The organism is Pseudomonas sp. KCJK9058 (assembly GCF_046230975.1).
Taxonomy (GTDB): Bacteria; Pseudomonadota; Gammaproteobacteria; order Pseudomonadales; family Pseudomonadaceae; genus Aquipseudomonas; species Aquipseudomonas alloputida.
Genome location: NZ_JBJJLR010000012.1, coordinates 18697 through 37327, shown reverse-complemented (window position 1 = coordinate 37327; position 18631 = coordinate 18697). Strand labels below are relative to the sequence as shown.

Below are 18631 nucleotides of genomic sequence, written 5' to 3'. Positions count from 1 at the left end.
TGTTGCCTTTGAAAAGGCCGGGTGATTCTACGGTAAAAAAAGCCTGAAGGTAAGGCGGTGTTCGTGACTTTAACGAGTGACCCTGGTTAGACAAAGGGCTAACATGGGCCTGTGTTCCATCGCCAAGCTGTTGTTTTTCATGTCCAACAAGTCCATCAAAACCCCTTGCGTCGGCCTGTGCTCCACGGTGTACGGAGACACGGTGTGCCGTGGCTGCAAGCGTTTTCACCATGAAGTGATCAACTGGAACGGCTACGACGACACGCAGAAGCGTGCCGTGTGGTTGCGCCTTGAGCAGCTGCTGGTGCAGGTGATGATGGCCAAGCTTGAGGTGTTCGACAAAGGCCTGCTGCGCCAGCAACTGGAGCAGCGCTCCATCCGCTTTGTCGAGCAGCAGTCGGCGTATTGCTGGGCTTACCAGCTGATTGCCCGCGGGGCGCGGATGATCCGTGATCTGGAGGCCTATGGCATGGCGTTGCTGCCGGAGTTCCGTAACTGGGAACTGCCCCAATTGCGCGATGCGATCGATCGCGAGTTCTTCCTGCTTTCAGAGGCGCACTACCAGCGCTACATCGCCCCCAGCTTCCTGCGCGATGCCATGGGCAGCGCGCAGGGCCAGTGAGCCGGGCGAATCAGTCGCCGGTGTATTCGCAACCGCTGGTGCAGGTTTCGTGGATGCGCACCTTGGACAGCTCCGGCATCAGCGGCTTGACCTGGTCCCAGATCCACTTGGCGATCACTTCGCTGGTGGGGTTCTCCAGGCCGGGGATGTCGTTCAGGTAGTTGTGGTCCAGCTGATCATAGATCGGCTTGAAGATCGCCTTGACCTCGGCGAAGTCGCGGATCCAGCCCGTGTGTGGGTCGAGCGGGCCGGTCAGGTGCAGGCCGACCTTGAACGAGTGGCCATGCAAACGGCCGCATTTGTGCCCTTCAGGGACGTGGGGCAGGCGGTGGGCCGATTCGAATGTGAATTCCTTGAAAATTTCCACGCTGTCATAACTCTGTGTGAATCAATAATGCGCGCAGTCTACCAGCATGGCCGCTACAAGGCTTGCAGGCGTTCATGCAGCCGCCCGGTGGCGGTCAGTTCCAGCAGTTCATCACCCAGGCGCTGGCTTTCGGCAATGGCCTTGTACCAATAGCGCTTGCGCCCTGGCGCATCGCCCATGAAGCGCTTGAAGTCGTTGCGGTCGGGCAGTTTGCCGTAGGGCAGGGCGGCCAGGTATTGCGGCGAAGGCGTCATCAGCAGCACGTTTTGCAGGCGGGTGGCATCGCCCTTGCGCCAGGGCAGGGCCTTGTCGAACCAGCCGGGTACGACCTTGTCGGTGAAGTGCGGGTACAGCACCAGGTCGTCGCCGCGGTAGGGCAGGTCGAGGTGATAGTCGAGCAGGCCGCCGTCGCGGTAGGTGCCGGCGCCGGCACCGGGGATGTCTTTCACGCCCTGCATGACCATCGGTATCGACCCGGAAGCGAGCAGGGCGTGGCGCAGGTTGGTCAAGTCCAGCGGCAGGTAGCGTGAGGGGAAGTCGGTCAGCGTGTCGAGCGGAGGCGCGGCGCGCCCATCGTGCAGAATGATGCGCTCGAAGTGGCGGGCCAGGCGCGAACGGCCCAGGAGGTTACTGGCAACCACCGAGCCCAGGCCCAGGCCCAGGCGGCCGCGATGGTCGTGCGCGAGCTGGCCATGGCTTTTCACCACCAGAATGTTCAGGCGGTAGTGTGGGTTGGCCAGCAGCTGGCCGTCGCGGCCCTCCAGCAGGTCATCGAGCATGCGTTGGCAGCTGCGGCTGATTTCGGCCGGGGTGACGCCCTTGGCGAAATCCTGCTCGGTGTATAGCTCACCCAGGCGACGGATGCCGGCGACCGGGTCGTCGAGGCAGGCGCTGGCAAAGCGCCAGGCACCGATCGAAGCACCGATCAGGGCACGCTGACGGGGTGCCGAGGGTAGCCACTCGCCGAACAGCGCCAGGTCAAGGCCCTGGATGCCCAGCGGCTTCGGCCCACCCGCCGCGCCCGGCAATACCCCGACATCGGCCGCCTGCAGGCCGCGCTCGCGGATGTGTCGCAAGGCACGCTGGCCGGCCTTGAAGGTGAGGGCGGGGTATTTGATGTGGATGGCGCTCATGGCGGGTCTCTTGGGCGAAAAGCAGCCGTTACAGATAACACACCTGTAGGTGCCTGTATTGGCCCTTTCGCGGCACAAGGCCGTACCTTGCACAGGGCCGAGTCGGGTTGGCGGCGTAACTGCGCTATCATGCCGCCAGCTGTTTTCAGGTTGAATTAAGGACCGCTGGTTAATCTTAACCCCGTAGACAACTTGCACAGTTCTCAGGAGAGAAGAACGATGAAAACCATGACTGCCCTGATCACCGCCGCTGCCCTCGCCCTGGGCGCCAATGCCGCCTTCGCCAAGGACGTTCAGCCTGACGAAGTGGTCAAACTGGTCAACGCCAAGACCATCAAGTCGCTGGACGAGCTCAAGGCCGCTGCCGTGGCCAAGCACCCAGGCGCCACCGTCACTGACTCGGAGCTTGAAGACGAGTACGGCCGCTACATCTACAAGGTCGAACTGCGTGATCCGCAGAACGTCGAATGGGACGTCGACATGGATGCCAAGACCGGTGAGGTGCTCAAGGACGAACGAGACAACTGATGATCCATGTATCCCGGACGGCACGTTACCTGGCGCTCTCGCTGCTTGCCGTCTGCTCCTTGGCTGTTGCCCGCGACCTGGACCAGGATGAAGCCCTGAAGCTCCGTCAGAAGGGCATCATCCTGCCGCTCGAGCAACTGCTCGAGACCGCCCTGGGGCGTCACCCCGGGGCGCGTCTGCTGGAAGCCGAGCTGGAAGAAGACGATGATCGCTACGAATATGAAGTCGAGTTGCTGACGACTGAAGGTGTGGTGCGCGAGATCAAGCTCGATGCCAGCACCGGCGCCCTGCTCAAAGACGAGGAAGATGACTGAATGCGCCTGTTGCTTGTCGAGGACAACGTACCGTTGGCCGATGAACTGACCGCCGGCCTGCAGCGCCAGGGCTATGCCGTGGACTGGCTGGCTGATGGCCGTGACGCGGTTTACCAGGGGCAAAGCGAGCCTTACGACCTGATCATCCTGGACCTCGGCCTGCCTGGCTTGCCTGGCCTGGACGTGCTGGCCCAGTGGCGCGCCGCTGGCCTGGCCACACCGGTATTGATCCTCACCGCCCGCGGCTCCTGGGCCGAGCGCATCGAAGGGCTGAAGGCCGGGGCTGACGATTACCTGAGCAAGCCCTTCCACCCCGAGGAGCTGCAACTGCGCATCCAGGCGTTGCTGCGCCGTGCCCGTGGCCTGGCCAATCAGCCGAAGCTGGAAGCGGCCGGTCTGCACCTTGACGAAAGCCGTCAGTGCGTGAGCCGCGAGGGTGTGGACGTGCAACTGACTGCCGCCGAGTTCCGCCTGCTGCGCTACTTCATGCTGCACCCGCAGCAGATCCTGTCCAAAAGCCACCTGGCCGAGCACCTCTACGACGGTGAAACCGAGCGCGACTCGAACGTGCTGGAGGTCCACGTCAACCATTTACGCCGCAAGCTGGGCCGCAGTGTGATCGAAACCCGTCGCGGGCAAGGCTACATCTATGCCGGGAGCGGCGAGTGAAGTCGATCCAGGCGCGCCTGAGCCTGGGCCTGGTGGCGGTATTGGTGGTGGTCGGCGTGGTGCTGGCGCAACTGACCTTGTGGCTGTTCGAGGCCGGTCTGCAACGTTATCTGGAAAACGGCCTGCGCAACGAAAGCGAGAACCTTCTGGTGGCATTGGTGCGCGGGCCTTCCGGCCTGCAGCTGGATGAGCGGCGCATCTCGGCTGCCTATCAGCGGCCGTTTTCCGGTTACTACTTCCGCATCGATTTCGACCAGGGTACCTGGAGGTCTCGTTCGCTGTGGGACCTGGACATGCCCAAGCCCGCAGCGCCCGGGCTTTCCGATAGCCATGAACTCGGCCCGGAAGGCCAGCAACTGCTGGCCCTGCGTGCCGACTACCGGCGCCTGGGCCAGGACATTTCGATCAGTGTGGCTCAGGACTATTCGCCGGTGCGCGAAGGTTTTCGGCGCTTGCAGCAGATCGGCCTGGGCATGGGCCTGGTGGCGCTGATCCTGATTCTGGTGCTGCAGCGCATCACGGTTACCCGCTCGCTGCGGCCGCTGGAGCGGGCACGCCAGCAGATCGCCCAGCTGCAGCAGGGGCAGCGCTCGCAGCTGGATGCCGAGGTGCCCAGCGAGTTGGTACCGCTGGTGGGGCAGATCAACCATTTGCTTAGCCATACCGAAGACAGCCTGCGCCGCTCACGCAATGCCCTCGGTAACCTCGGCCATGCGCTGAAGACGCCGCTGGCGGTGCTGCTGAGCCTGGCCTCCAGTGAACGCTTGCAGGGTCTGCCGGAGGTACGGGCGCAAATGCGTGAGCAGTTGCAGCAGATTCAGGAACGCCTGGCGCGCGAGCTGAACCGTGCGCGCCTGGCAGGGGATGCGCTGCCGGGCGCGCAGTTCGATTGTGATGCCGAACTGCCGGGGTTGCTCGGCACCTTGGGCATGATTCATGGCGAGGGCCTGCTGCTGGCAAGTGATGTGTCGCCCGGGGTGTTGTTGCCATGGGACCGCGAGGACGTTCTGGAACTGTTGGGTAACCTGCTGGACAACGCCTGCAAGTGGGCAGACAGCGAAGTGCGCGTGGGTATCGCGCCGAACGCCGAGGGCTACCGGCTGTGGGTTGATGACGACGGCCCGGGTATTGCGCAAGACCAGCGGCAGCAGGTGCTGGAGCGTGGTTCGCGGCTGGACGAACAGGTGGCTGGGCATGGGCTGGGGTTGGGCATCGTGCGCGATATCGTTGATGCCTGGGGCGGGCGCCTGGCCTTGCTGGAGAGCCCGCTGGGCGGGTTGCGGGTGAGCATCGACCTGCCGCGTAAGGCTCGTTAATGCCGGGGCCGCTGTGCGGCCCATCGCGACACAAGGCCGCTCCCACAGGTGTACGCAATCCCCTGTGGGGGCCTTGTGTCGCGAAAGGGCGCGCAGTGCCCCTTTGGCCCTATCAGTACTGCAAAAAAATTGCAGTTCAGCCGCAGTTTTTTGAATTAGCCCAAATTCCCCCCCACCCGGCAAAATCCCCCCACGAAACCCTGCGGTTTCCATCTCTCCACGGACGGAGCCCCTTGTGGTATTGCATGCGCAATACGAGGCCCAGGCCAACTCGGCTGGGCTTTCTTTTTAAACAGAAAAACCAAAGATCCCGATTGCCCAAATGTCTGCCTCGCGTTCCGAAAGTCGTCTGCAGCGGCTGTTGCCGGCCCCTCTCAACATCCCCCCAAAAGAATGGTTGCGTGCCGGTATCGGTGCGCTGCTTGGCCTTTTCCTCGCGGGCTGGCTGACCAGCATGGTCTATGGCCCCAGCATCGCCCTGCACTTGCTCGGCCCGCTGGCAGCCTCGGCGGTACTGGTGTTTGCGGTGCATTCCGGCCCCTTGGCCCAACCTTGGCCGGTGTTGGGCAGCTACGCCCTGGCGGGTGCAGTGGGGCTGGCCATGCGTGAAGGCTTCGGCGCCGAGCTGTGGGTGGCCGCTGCGGCGCTCGGCATCTCGATCCTGGTCATGTGCCTGTTGCGCTGCCTGCACCCGCCGGGTGGCGGTGTGGCAGTGAGCGCGGTGCTGGCCGACCCGGGGTTGACCGCCATGGGCGATCACCTGCTGGAGCCGGTGCTGCTCAATGCGCTGATCCTGGTGACAGTGGCAATCGCCTACAACCGTTTGACGGGTGTGCGCTACCCGAAAGGCACGGTGCCACGCAAAGACCTGCACCACACCCATGACCCGCTGCCCGGCGAGCGGGTCGGCATCCGCAGTGAAGACCTGGACCAGGCCCTGGAAGAGCTGGGCGAGTTCGTCGATGTCACCCGTGACGAGCTGGAGCGCATCATCCTCGCCACCGAGCAGCACGCCCTGCAGCGCAGCCTTGGCGGTATCACCGCGGCCTCGGTGATGTCCCGCGATGTGCAGTTCGTCACGCCTGATACCACGCTGGAGCAGGCCTGGAAAATGCTCGCCAGCCATCACCTGAAAACCCTGCCAGTCCTGCAGCACGGCAAGCTTGTAGGCATCGTCAGCCTCAGCGACCTGGTTGGCCCGGCGATGCAGCGTGGGCGTTTCAGCTGGCGCGGTCTGTTCGGCCGCCAGGCGGTGCGCATGGCGCAAGTGATGAGCAGGCGGGTTGTCAGTGTCAGCAGCCAGCACCCGTTGGAACGCCTGCTGCCCTTGTTGTGCGAACAAGGCCTGCACTGCTTGCCGGTGCTTGATGCCGACAAGCTGGTGGGGGTGATCACCCAGACCGACCTGATCGCCGGCCTCAAGCGTCAGTTGCTCAGCAAGACCGAGGCTTCAGATAACCGGGTCCCAGCGTTGTGACCAGTCGCTGGCGCCGGCAGCTACCAGCCGACGCAGGATCGCGAAGGCCTGTTGCAGGGCTTCGCTGTCACGTTTACGCGGGTACACCAGAAAGGTCGGGTAGGTGAACTCCGGTGCCTGCGGTACCCGCTCGAACACGCCGCTGTCCAGATAGGCCTGCACCACCCGCGTGCGGAAGTAGCCACTGCCACCTTGGTCGAGTATGAACTGCAGGGCCAGCGGGCCAAGGTTGAAACTTAGCGCCGGGCGTGCGCAGTCGGGCAGGGCCGCATCATGCTGGCGGCGGAAGGCCTCGCCCCAGTCGATGTAGATGTACGGCTCGGGCCGCTCGACCCGGCGCACGCGAATCAGCTTCTCTTCCATCAACTGCTCCACCTGCAGGCCTGGACCGTAGGTCGGCTGGTAGACCAGCGCGGCGTCCAGCAAGCCCATCTCGACCTTGCGCAGCAGCGACTCTCCATCGCTCACCTCGCTGCGGATGGCATGGCTGGGCAATTCACGGTGCAGGGCACTTACCCAGTCGAGCATCATCGGGTTGCCCAGGCTCACCTCACCGCCCACATGCAGCACCTGCTGGCAACCTTCAGGCAACGGCAGGTCGCGGCGCGCGGCTTCCCAGGTTTGCACCAACTGGTTGGCATAACTGACGAACGCTTCGCCATCGCTGGTCAGGCTGGCGCCGCTGCGGCTACGCACGAACAACTGGCAACCCAATTGCTGTTCCAGGCGCTGCACGCGCGCGGTGATCGCGGTTTGTGACACGAACAGGCGTTCGGCCGCGGCGACCAGGCTGCCGCAACGCACTATTTCCAGGAAGGTACGGGCCTGATCGATGTCCATGGGCTGCTCGGTGTTTGAAGGGGTTGCCTATTCTAGAGGCTTTGCACCGTTATGGGGCGCTATTGCGTTGTCTGCAAATTTGCAGGTCGGTTGTGACTTTAGTCCCATGGCGGCGCGGGTATAGCGGTCCATACTCAAGTTTCGCCCTTCAATAACAACAAGTACCGGGTTTCTAACGACATGAGCTACCAGCACAGCTACGCCCACTCCATTTCCGACCCTGCCGCGTTCTGGGCGGAACAGGCCGCACACCTGGCCTGGCACCGCAAGCCTGCCTTGACCCTGCAAGACAACGCCGACGGTACCCACCGCTGGTTCGCTGACGGCCGCCTCAACAGCTGTTACCTGGCCCTCGATCACCAGATCGAGCAGGGCCGGGGCGAGCAGTTGGCGCTGATCTACGATTCGCCAGTGACCGGCGTGCAGCAGACCTACACCTACAACCAGTTGCGCGACGAGGTAGCACGCCTGGCCGGTTTGCTGCGCCAGCTGGGGGTGAACAAGGGCGATGGCGTGATCATCTACATGCCCATGGTGCCGCAAGCGGCCATGGCGATGCTGGCCTGCGCGCGGATCGGCGCGGTGCATTCGGTCGTGTTCGGTGGCTTTGCCGCCAATGAGTTGGCCCTACGCATCGATGACGCCCGACCCACCTTGTTGCTGACGGCATCGTGCGGGCTGGAGTTCGACCGGGTCATTGCCTACAAACCGCTGGTTGACCGTGCCCTGCAACTGGCCCGGCACCAGCCGCGCAATGTGCTGGTGCTGCAGCGGCCACAGGCGCACGCTGAACTGCTGCCAGGCCGCGACCTGGACTGGCAGGCGGCCTTGGCCGGCGCCGAGCCGGTGGCGCCCGTCGAGCTGGATGCCGGCGACCCGCTGTACATCATGTACACATCGGGCACCACCGGGAAACCCAAGGGTATCGTTCGGGAAAACGGCGGCAATGCCGTGGCGCTGTGTTACGCCATGCGCCATATCTATGGCATGCAGGCCGGCGATGTGTGGTGGGGCATTTCCGACGTCGGTTGGGTGGTCGGCCATTCACTGATCGTCTACGGGCCGTTGATGAGCGGCTGTACCACGGTGTTCTACGAAGGCAAGCCGATCCGCACCCCGGATGCTTCGGCCTATTGGCGGGTGGTGGAGCAGTACCAGGTCAACGCGCTGTTCTGTGCACCTACGGCCATGCGCGCCATTCGCAAGGAAGACCCGGAGGGCGAACTGATCCGCAACCATGACCTCAGCTCGCTGCGTCAACTGTTCCTGGCGGGGGAAAAGCTGGATTCCAGCACCCATGAATGGTTGGAGCGGGTGAGTGGCAAGCCGGTGCACGACCACTGGTGGCAGACCGAGACCGGCTGGCCGGTCACCGCGCCTTGCGTCGGGCTGGAGGGCAGCGCGGCGAAGCCAGGGTCGAGCAACCGCGCGGTGCCGGGTTACCACGTTCGCGTACTGGATGACGAAGGCCACTTGCTCGGGGCCAACCATCAGGGTTCGATCGTGATTGCACTGCCACTGCCCCCCGGCTGCAGCCAGACGCTGTGGGGGGATCACGAGCGCTACCTGCAGGCCTACCTGCGCACGTATCCGGGGTATTACCACACGGGCGATGGCGGCTATCTGGACGATGATGGCTTCGTCTACATCATGGGGCGCACCGATGATGTGATCAACGTTTCCGGTCATCGGTTGTCCACCGGCGAAATGGAAGACCTGGTCGCCCGGCACCCGGCGGTAGCGGAGTGTGCTGTGATCGGCGTGCATGACGAGATCAAGGGCCAGGTACCGTTGGCGCTGGTGGTACTCAAGGATGGAGAGGGCATTGCCGAGGCGCAGTTGCTGGTGGAGCTGGTGGGCAGCGTGCGCGAGGAAATTGGCCCGCTGGCCTGTTTCAATCGAGTACGGCTGGTGAAGCGCCTGCCCAAGACCCGTTCCGGCAAGATTCTGCGGGCGGTGCTGCGCAAGATTGCCGATGGGCAGGATTATGTGCCGCCTTCGACCCTGGATGACCCTGCAGTGCTGGGAGAGATCGAAGCGGTGCTGGCGGATTTGCCCAGGGCGGGTTGATGGTTTGACCTCGATGGCCCTTCGCGGGCGGGATGCGCATCGGTGGTTCGGCAGAGGCCGTCGTACGCGCGGGTTCACCCGCGAAAGGGCCGGGCCTGCTGGCCAATCTCCACCCGCCGTTCAGCGTTGCGGCCGCTACCGTATTCGCGGGTAAACCCGCTCCTACACAGGACGTGCGCAGACCGTTGTAGGCGCGGGTTCACCCGCGAAAGGGCCGGGCCTGCTGGCCAATCTCCACCCGCCGTTCAGCGTTGCGGCCGCTACCGTATTCGCGGGTAAACCCGCTCCTACACCAGGTCGTTGTAGGAGCGGGTTCACCCGCGAAAGGGCCGGCTCAGGCACTGCAGGCTCAGGGGGCAATCTGGTGCAGTTGCCCCAACCGGCTGCGGGTACGCATCAGGTCGGCCAGCGGGCCGCCCAGGCTCGCTTCCAGCGGACGTTTACCTATGACAATCACCCGCCGATCCTGGTCATACAGCACATCCACCAGGTTGACGAAGCGCTGCTGAGCCGCCAGCGAACACGCCGAGAGGTCATCCAGCCCATCGATCACCCACTCGTCATACTCCCTGGCCAGTACCAGGTAGTCGATGACCGCAGTGGCCTTCTCGCACAGATCGTCAAAGCCAAGCACCACCCGCCGGCCATCGATGGCCAGCGCTCGCAGCGGGTGCTTGTTCACGTCCAGTATCACCGGTTGTTCGTTCGGCACGTTCAGCGCCTGGCGCTGCGCCGCATCACCCGGCCAGACATAATGGCCCTGGGTAAAACGCTGATGCTCGCGGTTGGCCGGCAAGCTGCGAAAATCCGTGTCGCCACCGACTTCGAGCACGTGCATCGAGCTGTTGATCAGGCGAATGACCGGCAGAAAACGTTCGTGATACAGCGGGTTGGGCAACAGCCCTTCGGGCGCGTAGTTAGAGGTCACCAGCAGGTACACGCCACGGGCGAACAAGGCGTTGAACAGCCGGGTGAGCAGCATGGCATCGCCTATGTCATGCACGTGGAATTCGTCGAAGCACAGCACCCGGCAACCACCCACCAGCTCGTCCAGCGTTGCGCCCAGCGCGTCGTCCAGCGCCCGGTGGCGGTGCATGCCCTGGTGCAGGCGTGCAAAGAAATCATGAAAATGCAGGCGCAGCTTGTCGGCTATCGGCACGGCCTGGAAAAAGCCATCGAGCAACCAGCTTTTACCACGGCCGACCGAGCCGTACAGGTACAGACTGCGCGGTTGACCTTGTTCAAGCTGCGTCAGTTGTTCGGCCATGCAGTGGATTACCCGCCGCTGGCCGTCACTCAGCTGATAACCGCGGCTGTGCGCCTTGTCCTCGAACCAGCCGAGCAGCTCGCTCTGTTGATGGGCGGCGCCGCGCAAGCGTTGGCCAAGCTGGCGCAGCGGGGTAGGGATCCAGGCAGACAAAAGCGACGCTCCTTGGGCGATGGCGGGGGCAGCCTGCAGATTGCCCGAGAGCGGCCATTTTGACTAATAGAGAAAGTGCCGGGCAATCATCACTTCTTGCGATAGGTCTGGCCGTCTGTTTGCCCTCACGGGCTATGCCTTTCGTTCCAGCTGGCGCTCGATCAGGTACTTCACCGCCAGGCGACGCTCCTTGAGGTGGCGCAGGTCTTCGTCGACGAAGTTACCGGCCGATATCGATTCGGCAGCCAGCACCTGGTTGTCGATGTCCATGTATTCGTCCAGCAAGCGGTCCAGCGCCTTGTCCTGCTGGCGGCGCTGCTGAACGATTTCGCGCGGGTAGTGCAGGTCCTGGTAGAGGTCGTGAGAGACGGGCATGGGGTCCTCCTTGGTCAATGCGATGGGCTTACCTGATTGGAAGTGCGGAATGCGATTGTGTTGAAGCGAGGCGGGCGGAAACCGACGGACGGTCGCTGCGCCAGCCCAGAAATGACTAACTCGCTGTTTTTTGGCAATTTTTTTTATCAGGGGGGTTCACAGACCGAAAGTTTGTTGTTAAAGTGCCGCGCATTCCAAGACAACAACCCAGTTGTCACTCAGTTGGAATTGTCAGAGCAGCAAACGCTGCATCCGATACAGGGGCGTCGCCAAGCGGTAAGGCAGCAGGTTTTGATCCTGCCATGCGTTGGTTCGAATCCAGCCGCCCCTGCCATTTTTCAAGAGTCAAACGTATTTAACCCGGTGCCAAGAAAGATGAGCGCTGGGTTTTCGCGTTTTCGCGGTTTGTGATTTTGCGCGCCTCCGCGCCTCCTGAGCGCGGGTCGTGCCGTACCGGGTTACCCGGAAATCCCCAGCATTTCGTTCAGCGCCCTGGCCAGTTCATCAGCCTGCACCGGTTTCTGGATCACCAGGCTGCCCGGCAGTTCCAGCCCCTGCAACTCCGCATAACCGGTCAGAAACACCACCGGCACGCGGGGGTACCGTTCGCGGGCAGCCAGCGCCAGTTGTGCACCATTGAACTCGGGCATGGCGAAATCAGTCAGCAGCAGGTCAATATCGTCATCCAGCAATGCCAATGCCTGCTCGCCGCTGTGCGCCTGGCGCACCTGGTAGCCGTATTGGCGTAACACATCGCCAAGCATGTCGCGCACCAGGTGGTCGTCATCCACCAGCAGCACCGTGCGGTTATGGCCGCTTTCGCTGATTGACTGACTGAGCACTGCTGCTACGGGTTCGTTCACCATCTCCTCTTTTACCGCCGGCAGGTATACCGCCACCTCGGTACCACGACCGAGTGTGGTGTCGATGCGCACGCCGCCACCGGACTGCTTGGCAAAGCCGAACACCTGGGCCAGGCCCAGGCCCGAACCTTTGCCAATGTCCTTGGTGGTAAAGAAAGGCTCGAATACCTTGGCCAGCACGTCCTCGCTCATGCCGCAACCGGTATCGCGGATGCTCAGCATCACGTACTCGCCCGGGTCTGGGTCTTCCGGACGTTGCGGGCGCTGGTCGATGTGGGTGTTGCGCGTTGTCAGGGTCAGCTGACCGCCGTCGGGCATGGCATCGCGGGCATTGATCGCCAGGTTGAGGATGATCATCTCGGTCTGGGTGGGGTCGGTCAGTGCCTGCCACAGGGCCAGGTCCAGGTCCAGACGCACCGAAACGTTGCCACCCAGCGTGCGGCGCAGCAGCTCTTCCAGGCCGGCCAGGGTACGGTTGAGGTTCAGCGGCACCGGCTCCAGACGCTGGCGGCGGGAGAAGGCCAGCAACTGCGAGGTCAGCTTGGCACCGCGCTCACCCGCTTCGCGGATATGGGTGAGGCGAGTGCGGGCCTTGTCCAGGTCGGCCTTGGCCAGGTCGCGCTCCAGAAAGCTGGCACCGGTGAGTATCACCGTCAGCAGGTTATTGAAGTCATGCGCCACGCCAGCCGTCAGTTGCCCAACCGCTTCCAGCCGCTGCATCTGCTGCAGAGCGGCCTCGATGCGCTCGCGCTCGTTGATCTGTTCGCGCAGCCGGGCGTTGGCATCTGCCAGGCCCAGGGCGGCTTCGCGCTCGCTGGTGATGTCGCGTGCCACCACGTACAGCAGGGTGTCCTCCGGCACCACCACCCACGACAGCCAGCGCTGTTGGCCGCCGGCATGCAGGATGCGGCCGACAAAGCGTGCGCTGGTGCGGCCGTGGGAGAGGGCGGCCAGTTCGGTGAGTAACTGTTCCTGGTCGTGCTCAGGCAGCAGGTGCAGCAAGGAGGACTGGCTCAGGCGTTCGCGCGAGAAGCCCAGGCTGGCTTCCCAGGCGGGGTTCAGTGCGACCGGGGTCAGGTCTTTGTTCAGCACGGCCAGCAAATCTTGCGACAGCTCCCAGGCACGATCGCGTTCGCGGGTACGGCGCTCAACCCGCTCGCCGAGCATCTCGTTCAGCTGACGCAGCGCCTGGGTGGCCTGGCGTTGCGTGTGGATGTCCTGCAGTACGCCTGAAAAGCGAACGCACTGATCATCGACGAACTGGCTCTGGCCGCTGCTCAGCAACCAGCGAGGCTCCAAGCCATTGGGTTGCGCGATCCGAAACTCCACGCGGTAATGACCGCCGCTTTCCGGGCGCATGGCATGTTCCACTGCCTCGCGCACCAGTGGCAGGTCATCGGGGTAGATGCCGGCGTAGAACACTTCAAGGCTCATTTCGGTGCTGGTGGGCACGCCGAACAAGGTCTTGCAGCGGTCATCCCACAGCAACAGGCCCTCTTGCGGGCGCAGGTCCCAGGTGCCCATGCCGGCGGCGTCGATGGCAATGCGAGCACGTGCTTCGACGTCCGCCAGGGCCTCTTCGGCGCGGCGACGGCGTTGGCGTTCCTGCACTTCGCTCAGGGCTCGGCGCACGGCTTTGGGCAGCAGTGGCAGGTTCTTCTTCAGCACATAGTCGGTCGCGCCCAGGCGGATCATTTCCACCGCGTGCTCTTCGCCATAAATGCCGGACAGGAATATGAACGGGATGTCGGGTGCCAGGCGTTGGGCGATGGCCAGCACTTCGGTGCCGGATGAGCCTGGTAGCACGCAGTCACACAAGATCAGGTCGTAGCGGGCCTGGCGCAGGGCATGTTCGACACCTGTATGGTCGAACACCAGCTGTGACTGAACATGCAGCCCGCTGCGCTCCAGGCGCATCAGGGTCAGCTCGGCGTCCATCGAGCTGTCTTCGACCATCAGTATTTTCAGCGGCGTTTGCTGCATCGTCGCGGCGGCCTCAGTTGCTACCGCGACGGTTCAGTCGCAGTGAGCCGGGTGGCGGTTCGTTTAGCACGGCCCAGAATACCCCGAGGTCGGAGATGGCGGTGACGAATTCCTTGAACTCCACGGGTTTGACCACATAAGCGTTTACCCCCAGCTCGTAGGCGCGCAGCAGGTCGGGCTCTTCGCGCGAAGAGGTCAGCATCACGGTGGGGATGCTGCGCAGTTCGGCAGTGGCGCGCACTTCCTTGAGCACTTCCAGGCCGTCGACCTTAGGCAGTTTCAGGTCGAGTAACAGCACGGCAGGGTTGCCGTCATCGCGCTCGGCATAGGCGTTGCGGCGCAGCAAGTAGTCGAGCGCATCGGCGCCGTCACGCAGCACGATGACTTCGTTGGCCAACTGGCTGCGCTCCAGGGCCAGCAGGGTCAGCTCCAGGTCTCGGGGATTGTCTTCGACCAGCAGAATGGGCTTGAGCATGATGGTAGCGGTGCCTCAGGTAGCAGTGTTTCGGGGTAGGGTGAAGTGAAAGCTGGCGCCCTGGTCGATCTGGCCAGTGGCCCAGACTCGACCGTCATGGCGCTCGATGATGCGGCGTACGCTCGCCAGGCCAATGCCGGTGCCTTCGAAATCTTCCATGCGGTGCAGGCGCTGGAAGACGCCGAACAGCTTGTTGGCGTAGGCCATGTCGAAGCCCACGCCATTGTCGCGGATGCAGACCTCGGTTTCGTCAGGGTGCTGTACGGCACTGATCTCGATGCGAGCAGGCGTACGGCCGCGAGTGTACTTGATGGCATTGGCTATCAGGTTGTGCAAGGCCATGTTGATGAATGCCGGGTCGCCGATCACCTTGGGCAGCGGGGCGATGTCCCAAACGATTGCGCGGCCTTCGTAATCGGGGGCCAGCTCGCTGCGAATGGCCTCGACCAGGGCGTTGAGGTCGACGTCGGACAGGCGCAAGGCCGAGCGGCCCATCTGCGAGAAGTTGAGCAGGTTGTCGACCAGGCTGCCGGCAAAGTGCGCCGCTTCACCGATATGCTGCAGGAAGCGCTTGCCGCGTTCGCTCAGGCCCTGGCCTTCGATTTCGCCAAGCAGTTCGGTATAGCCGGCGATGTGCCGCAGCGGGGCGCGCAGGTCGTGGGAAACACTGTAGGAAAACGCTTCGAGCTCCTTGTTGGAGCGGCGCAATTCGCCAGCCAGTTGTGCCAGCTCTTCGGCCTTGCGCAGGACAATGCCCAGTACCGCGGTGCGCAGTTCCATCACGCCCTCGATCACCAGTGGGTCCCACGCCTGACAATAGCCGCGCAGTTCTTCCTGCCAGCGTTCAAAACTGTGCCGCGGGTCGAGGTTGCCCTGTGGCCCGACCTGCTTGGTCGGCTGGCCGGCCCAGTTGACCGTGCGTATCTGCTCGGGGCGGAACCACAGCAGGTAGTGCGAGTGGATCTGCGAGATGGCCACCGCCAGCACCCCGCCAGCATGGTTTGCCAACTCGGGTAGCTCAGTGATGTCGCGGCGCAGGTTGTCGCTATGGAACACGCTGTCTTCGTCACGTTGGCCTAGCCAGTGCACCAGCGCCGTCACCTGGGCCTCAGGCGGAGTCTGGCCGATCAGGTCACAGCGCTCGGCCGAGATCACTGCCGCGCCCTGGGCGTCGGCGAAGGCCAGCAGCACGTGAGGCAGGTCGCGCAAGCCGTCACTGACGCTGTCGTGGTCGGCCATGGACGAGATCATGCGTACGATGTGTTGGCGCAGCGCCAACAGCTTGCGCGTGCTGGCATGGGACTCGCGGGACTCTATCTGCAACGACAGCACGCTGGCCAACAGCTCGCAGGCCGTGCGGGTGCGCAGGTCCACCGGGCGTGGCTGCTGATGGTGGCAGGAAATCAGCCCCCACAGCTCGCCGTCGACCACGATCGACAGCGACATCGAAGCCAGCGTGCCCATGTTGCGCATGTACTGCAGGTGCACGGGCGATACGCTGCGCAGTACGGCGAAACTCATGTCCAGCGCCTTGCCGGTGCGCGGGTTGGTAGCGGGCAGCAGTGGCGAGGGTTGATAGTTGGCATCTTCGATCACGCGGATACGGTTGACCCGGTACAGCTCGCGCGCCTGGCGCGGGATGTCTGCAGCCGGGAAGCACAGGCCCGCGTAGCTGGGGTAGCCTGGGTCGGCCACTTCGGCCAGCACCTGGCCGTTGCCTTCGGCATCGAAACGGTAGGCCTTGACCCGCCCAAAGCCGGTGATGCGCTTGAACTGCAACACCGTTTGCTGCAGCAGGTCTTCAATACTGCTGGCCACTTGCAGACTGGCGACAAAGCTGCGCACCAACGGGTAATAGTCGCCTTGCCCGACCAGGTCTGCTGGCAGGCGGGGCGGTTCGAACTCGGCAATCAGTACCTGATCGTGGCAATGAACCAGCAAGTGCAGCAGGGCACTGATGGGGGCGCCCTGGTGCAAGCGCACGTCGCCAATATGGAACGGGAAGACTTCATCTTCAGGAAGCCGCGTGAGGTGCGCGTGCAGGTCAAAGCCCTCGTGAACCAGGTCGGCGAAGCGGCAACCGATCAGTTCACGGGCTGGCAAGCCCAACCAGTGCTCGACATTTTCACTGGCCTGCAGCACGCACAGGTCGGTGGCATCCAGCACCAGCAGAAAGCCGTGAGGCTGGATGCTGCCCGGAACCTGGATCGGCTCCTGGGCACAGCGCTCCATGGCGTCTGCCAGTGAGTTGTCTGCAGTCATGATTGAAAAAGCTCCTGTCATGTCCGTCCGTGTACGGCACAGGTGTCTGGCGCAGGACGAGTACGATTCACCCTAACAGAATCCCGGTGCATTTACCGGCTCTTGGCCATTGGAGGCACGGGTTGGCCACGGGTTCTGTGTGGTACAGGCTTTTTTTGATGCCACGGTATCGCTTTATCGCTAATACAAAAAAAATGGCGTTATGCCACATCGGCTGCGCCGCCTCACTGCTACGCTCAGTTCAGGACGTTTCGATAAGGATAACAAGGTGACGGAGCGCATGCTGGCCGCGCTGTTCGGCCTGTTGTTCAGCGGCAGTACCGTGGCGGCGGATTTTCTCGTGGAAGTGCGGGTACTGGTGCAGCGTGGCTGCATGCTGGTCAACCAGACCCGCGATGCGGGAGCTCAGGCCCTGGGACGTATCGACCTGGGGGCGACGGCGCGCCTGGATGGCCCTGGCGCGCCCTTGAGCGGTGTGCTGCTAAGCCAGCGCCCGCCGCGCCTGGAGTGCAACCCGGATACGCCCTATCAGGTGCGGGTCGACGGTGGCCAGCATGGTGGCGTCGGCGAACTGCGCTACCTGGCCAGCGACGATCGCCTGGCGCGGCCCATTCCTTATCGCTTGTACCGTGACGCTGCCTGGCGTGAGCCTCTGGCGGTGGGGGTGGCCCAGTCGGCGCGTGTGCCGGGCAGCGGTTCGGTTGAATTGCCGTTGTACGCACGTATCGACAAATTGGCCTGGGTGCCGGATGCAGGGGTTTATGCCGACCTGCTGAAAGTCACCGTCACCTGGTAGGGACGCCGCCATGCACAAGGACGCCATGCCATGAACCGCACTTCGATCCTGTTGCTAACCCTCGGCCCGCTGCTGGTCCCCGGCGGCGCGGTGCATGGCAGCACCACCGGTTTCATCCAGGCGCGGCTGGTGATCAGCGCGTCTTGCCAGATCAGCAGCAACGAGACGCAACCGGCCGTGCTGGGTGACCCAGGCGTACTGGACTTTGGCGAGCGCGGTCCGAACTGGGACCAGCCGTTGCGCAGCCAGGTGGACGAAGTGGGCGGCCAGGGTAGCCTGCAAATCAGTTGCACGCCTGAAGTTCGGGCCTTCAACGTGCGCATCAATGGTGGCCTCAATGGCGACGATGGCATTCGCCGCCTGAGCAACGGCCGTGAACTGATTCCTTATCAGCTGGCGGTCGACCCAGGCGGTAACAGCCGCTACGGCGTCGGCCAGGCGCGTGCCTTCACCATTCGCAGCAGCCAGCAAGTACCGATTCCCATCTACGGTGTGGTAGTGGCGCAACCGCGTGCGCTGCCGGCCGGGCTTTACCGCGACACCCTCAGAGTGACCCTGGACTGGTAACCACGCAAGGAGACTCCGATGCGAACGAACCTTTCATTTTGCGTCCTCGCAGGCCTGGGCCTGGCGTTGGCTTCCCAGGCCCAGGCGGCCACGGTAACGGGAAGTATCAGCTCGACCCTGACGCTGACTGCGGCGTGCCAGGTCAATGGCACGTCGGGCACGTCGGGGCTTAACTTCGGTGCTTTGAACTTCGGTACCCAGGATGCCTTGTTCGTCACCGCCAATGCCCAGGTGCTGGGAGGCGGGGGGGGCGCCATGAGCATCCTGTGCTCGGCAGGTACGGTGCCCGTGATCAAAGTGCGTGCCGGCCTGCATGACGGCCAGTCGAGCGGCGGCACCCGTGCGCTCGCCGATGGTTCTGGCAACTTTGTACCGTACGACCTCTATACCGACGCTGGGCGTACGGCGTTGCTGGCTGTCGACGACACCATCACCCTGCCGACCAGTACCGGCGCCGCCCAGACCGTCAACCTTTACGGCAAGGCCGTCGGCAAGGCGGGCCTGCCCGCAGGGGTCTACAGCGACACGATCTCGGTCGAGCTGTCGTTCTGACC

At 63.4% G+C, this 18631-nt stretch carries 18 protein-coding genes and 1 tRNA gene; 11 read left to right on the top strand and 8 right to left on the bottom strand.

Annotated features, from left to right (window positions below; genetic code table 11):
- The first annotated feature begins 139 nt into the window (after positions 1 to 139).
- A complete protein-coding gene (locus ACK59Z_RS09450) occupies positions 140 to 622 on the top strand; it encodes a DUF1289 domain-containing protein (RefSeq protein ID WP_181318770.1) in 483 nt (160 codons plus the stop codon).
- 10 nt (positions 623 to 632) lie between these two features.
- Here the strand turns inward: ACK59Z_RS09450 and queD are convergent, their stop codons facing one another.
- Together queD and ACK59Z_RS09440 are read right to left on the bottom strand one after the other, a co-directional pair.
- Positions 633 to 989, bottom strand: coding sequence for a 6-carboxytetrahydropterin synthase QueD (queD, locus tag ACK59Z_RS09445; protein ID WP_003250327.1), 357 nt, complete (start codon positions 987 to 989; stop codon positions 633 to 635).
- A gap of 53 nt (positions 990 to 1042) precedes the next feature.
- Entirely contained in the window at positions 1043 to 2122 is a 1080-nt protein-coding gene (locus tag ACK59Z_RS09440) for a patatin-like phospholipase family protein (protein WP_004573881.1), read from the bottom strand.
- 219 nt (positions 2123 to 2341) lie between these two features.
- Here ACK59Z_RS09440 and ACK59Z_RS09435 point away from each other — a divergent pair, with 219 nt between their 5' ends.
- The 5 genes from ACK59Z_RS09435 to ACK59Z_RS09415 all read left to right on the top strand — a co-directional run bounded on the left by ACK59Z_RS09435 (position 2342) and on the right by ACK59Z_RS09415 (position 6426).
- Positions 2342 to 2650, top strand: coding sequence for a PepSY domain-containing protein (locus ACK59Z_RS09435; protein WP_088512902.1), 309 nt, complete (start codon positions 2342 to 2344; stop codon positions 2648 to 2650).
- The gene (locus tag ACK59Z_RS09430; RefSeq protein ID WP_003250344.1) at positions 2650 to 2964 is read left to right on the top strand and encodes a PepSY domain-containing protein; all 315 of its coding nucleotides are present in this window, start codon (positions 2650 to 2652) and stop codon (positions 2962 to 2964) included. The genes ACK59Z_RS09435 and ACK59Z_RS09430 overlap by 1 nt, the downstream gene beginning before the upstream one ends.
- Positions 2965 to 3633, top strand: coding sequence for a response regulator transcription factor (locus tag ACK59Z_RS09425; protein ID WP_003250345.1), 669 nt, complete (start codon positions 2965 to 2967; stop codon positions 3631 to 3633). It abuts the gene before it with no gap.
- Positions 3630 to 4949 carry a sensor histidine kinase gene (locus ACK59Z_RS09420; protein WP_409292878.1) on the top strand — a complete coding sequence of 440 codons (1320 nt, stop codon included), beginning with the start codon at positions 3630 to 3632 and terminating at the stop codon, positions 4947 to 4949. The genes ACK59Z_RS09425 and ACK59Z_RS09420 overlap by 4 nt, the downstream gene beginning before the upstream one ends.
- A 322-nt stretch (positions 4950 to 5271) precedes the next feature.
- Positions 5272 to 6426, top strand: a complete 1155-nt coding sequence (locus ACK59Z_RS09415; protein WP_047604054.1) for an HPP family protein — start codon at positions 5272 to 5274, stop codon at positions 6424 to 6426.
- Here ACK59Z_RS09415 and ACK59Z_RS09410 read toward each other — a convergent pair.
- A complete protein-coding gene (locus ACK59Z_RS09410; protein WP_004573884.1) occupies positions 6400 to 7266 on the bottom strand; it encodes a LysR family transcriptional regulator in 867 nt (288 codons plus the stop codon). The genes ACK59Z_RS09415 and ACK59Z_RS09410 overlap by 27 nt on opposite strands.
- A 180-nt stretch (positions 7267 to 7446) precedes the next feature.
- Between ACK59Z_RS09410 and ACK59Z_RS09405 the strand changes: the two genes are divergently transcribed.
- On the top strand, positions 7447 to 9336 hold the full coding sequence (locus ACK59Z_RS09405) for a propionyl-CoA synthetase (RefSeq protein WP_102885213.1): 1890 nt from the start codon (positions 7447 to 7449) through the stop codon (positions 9334 to 9336).
- Positions 9337 to 9685: 349 nt separating this feature from the next.
- Here the strand turns inward: ACK59Z_RS09405 and zapE are convergent, their stop codons facing one another.
- Positions 9686 to 10756 carry a cell division protein ZapE gene (gene zapE, locus ACK59Z_RS09400; RefSeq protein ID WP_409292876.1) on the bottom strand — a complete coding sequence of 357 codons (1071 nt, stop codon included), beginning with the start codon at positions 10754 to 10756 and terminating at the stop codon, positions 9686 to 9688.
- 132 nt (positions 10757 to 10888) lie between these two features.
- Positions 10889 to 11131, bottom strand: a complete 243-nt coding sequence (locus ACK59Z_RS09395) for a hypothetical protein (protein WP_012052965.1) — start codon at positions 11129 to 11131, stop codon at positions 10889 to 10891.
- A 259-nt stretch (positions 11132 to 11390) separates the two neighbouring features.
- Here ACK59Z_RS09395 and ACK59Z_RS09390 point away from each other — a divergent pair.
- Positions 11391 to 11465, top strand: a tRNA-Gln gene (locus ACK59Z_RS09390).
- A gap of 124 nt (positions 11466 to 11589) precedes the next feature.
- On the opposite strand, the gene ACK59Z_RS09385 is transcribed toward ACK59Z_RS09390, so the two are convergent.
- Genes ACK59Z_RS09385 through ACK59Z_RS09375 form a run of 3 tightly spaced genes read right to left on the bottom strand, consistent with a single transcriptional unit; the run spans position 11590 to position 16714 of the window.
- Positions 11590 to 13977 (bottom strand): hybrid sensor histidine kinase/response regulator, encoded by a 2388-nt coding sequence (locus ACK59Z_RS09385; RefSeq protein WP_108191869.1) that lies wholly within the window; start codon positions 13975 to 13977, stop codon positions 11590 to 11592.
- A gap of 13 nt (positions 13978 to 13990) precedes the next feature.
- On the bottom strand, positions 13991 to 14452 hold the full coding sequence (locus ACK59Z_RS09380) for a response regulator (protein ID WP_003250360.1): 462 nt from the start codon (positions 14450 to 14452) through the stop codon (positions 13991 to 13993).
- A 15-nt stretch (positions 14453 to 14467) separates the two neighbouring features.
- The gene (locus tag ACK59Z_RS09375; RefSeq protein WP_004575754.1) at positions 14468 to 16714 is read right to left on the bottom strand and encodes an ATP-binding protein; all 2247 of its coding nucleotides are present in this window, start codon (positions 16712 to 16714) and stop codon (positions 14468 to 14470) included.
- 268 nt (positions 16715 to 16982) lie between these two features.
- Here ACK59Z_RS09375 and ACK59Z_RS09370 point away from each other — a divergent pair, with 268 nt between their 5' ends.
- From ACK59Z_RS09370 to ACK59Z_RS09360, 3 genes are read left to right on the top strand one after another with little or no spacing between them, the layout of a single operon-like run.
- On the top strand, positions 16983 to 17510 hold the full coding sequence (locus ACK59Z_RS09370) for a spore coat U domain-containing protein (RefSeq protein WP_033725550.1): 528 nt from the start codon (positions 16983 to 16985) through the stop codon (positions 17508 to 17510).
- Positions 17511 to 17540: 30 nt separating this feature from the next.
- Positions 17541 to 18077: a spore coat U domain-containing protein gene (locus ACK59Z_RS09365; protein WP_003250366.1), complete on the top strand. Its 537-nt coding sequence runs from the start codon at positions 17541 to 17543 to the stop codon at positions 18075 to 18077.
- Between the two features lie 18 nt (positions 18078 to 18095).
- The gene (locus tag ACK59Z_RS09360) at positions 18096 to 18629 is read left to right on the top strand and encodes a spore coat U domain-containing protein (RefSeq protein ID WP_060537680.1); all 534 of its coding nucleotides are present in this window, start codon (positions 18096 to 18098) and stop codon (positions 18627 to 18629) included.
- Positions 18630 to 18631 lie beyond the last annotated feature (2 nt).

What these genes read in the sequence shown, in the direction of transcription:
- ACK59Z_RS09450 (WP_181318770.1), top strand. Translation starts at nt 140, where the DNA reads ATGTCCAACAAGTCCATCAAAACCCCTTGCGTCGGCCTGTGCTCCACG.
- ACK59Z_RS09440 (WP_004573881.1), bottom strand. Translation starts at nt 2,122, where the DNA reads ATGAGCGCCATCCACATCAAATACCCCGCCCTCACCTTCAAGGCCGGC.
- ACK59Z_RS09435 (WP_088512902.1), top strand. Translation starts at nt 2,342, where the DNA reads ATGAAAACCATGACTGCCCTGATCACCGCCGCTGCCCTCGCCCTGGGC.
- ACK59Z_RS09430 (WP_003250344.1), top strand. Translation starts at nt 2,650, where the DNA reads ATGATCCATGTATCCCGGACGGCACGTTACCTGGCGCTCTCGCTGCTT.
- ACK59Z_RS09425 (WP_003250345.1), top strand. Translation starts at nt 2,965, where the DNA reads ATGCGCCTGTTGCTTGTCGAGGACAACGTACCGTTGGCCGATGAACTG.
- ACK59Z_RS09415 (WP_047604054.1), top strand. Translation starts at nt 5,272, where the DNA reads ATGTCTGCCTCGCGTTCCGAAAGTCGTCTGCAGCGGCTGTTGCCGGCC.
- ACK59Z_RS09410 (WP_004573884.1), bottom strand. Translation starts at nt 7,266, where the DNA reads ATGGACATCGATCAGGCCCGTACCTTCCTGGAAATAGTGCGTTGCGGC.
- ACK59Z_RS09405 (WP_102885213.1), top strand. Translation starts at nt 7,447, where the DNA reads ATGAGCTACCAGCACAGCTACGCCCACTCCATTTCCGACCCTGCCGCG.
- ACK59Z_RS09395 (WP_012052965.1), bottom strand. Translation starts at nt 11,131, where the DNA reads ATGCCCGTCTCTCACGACCTCTACCAGGACCTGCACTACCCGCGCGAA.
- ACK59Z_RS09385 (WP_108191869.1), bottom strand. Translation starts at nt 13,977, where the DNA reads ATGCAGCAAACGCCGCTGAAAATACTGATGGTCGAAGACAGCTCGATG.
- ACK59Z_RS09380 (WP_003250360.1), bottom strand. Translation starts at nt 14,452, where the DNA reads ATGCTCAAGCCCATTCTGCTGGTCGAAGACAATCCCCGAGACCTGGAG.
- ACK59Z_RS09375 (WP_004575754.1), bottom strand. Translation starts at nt 16,714, where the DNA reads ATGACTGCAGACAACTCACTGGCAGACGCCATGGAGCGCTGTGCCCAG.
- ACK59Z_RS09365 (WP_003250366.1), top strand. Translation starts at nt 17,541, where the DNA reads ATGAACCGCACTTCGATCCTGTTGCTAACCCTCGGCCCGCTGCTGGTC.
- ACK59Z_RS09360 (WP_060537680.1), top strand. Translation starts at nt 18,096, where the DNA reads ATGCGAACGAACCTTTCATTTTGCGTCCTCGCAGGCCTGGGCCTGGCG.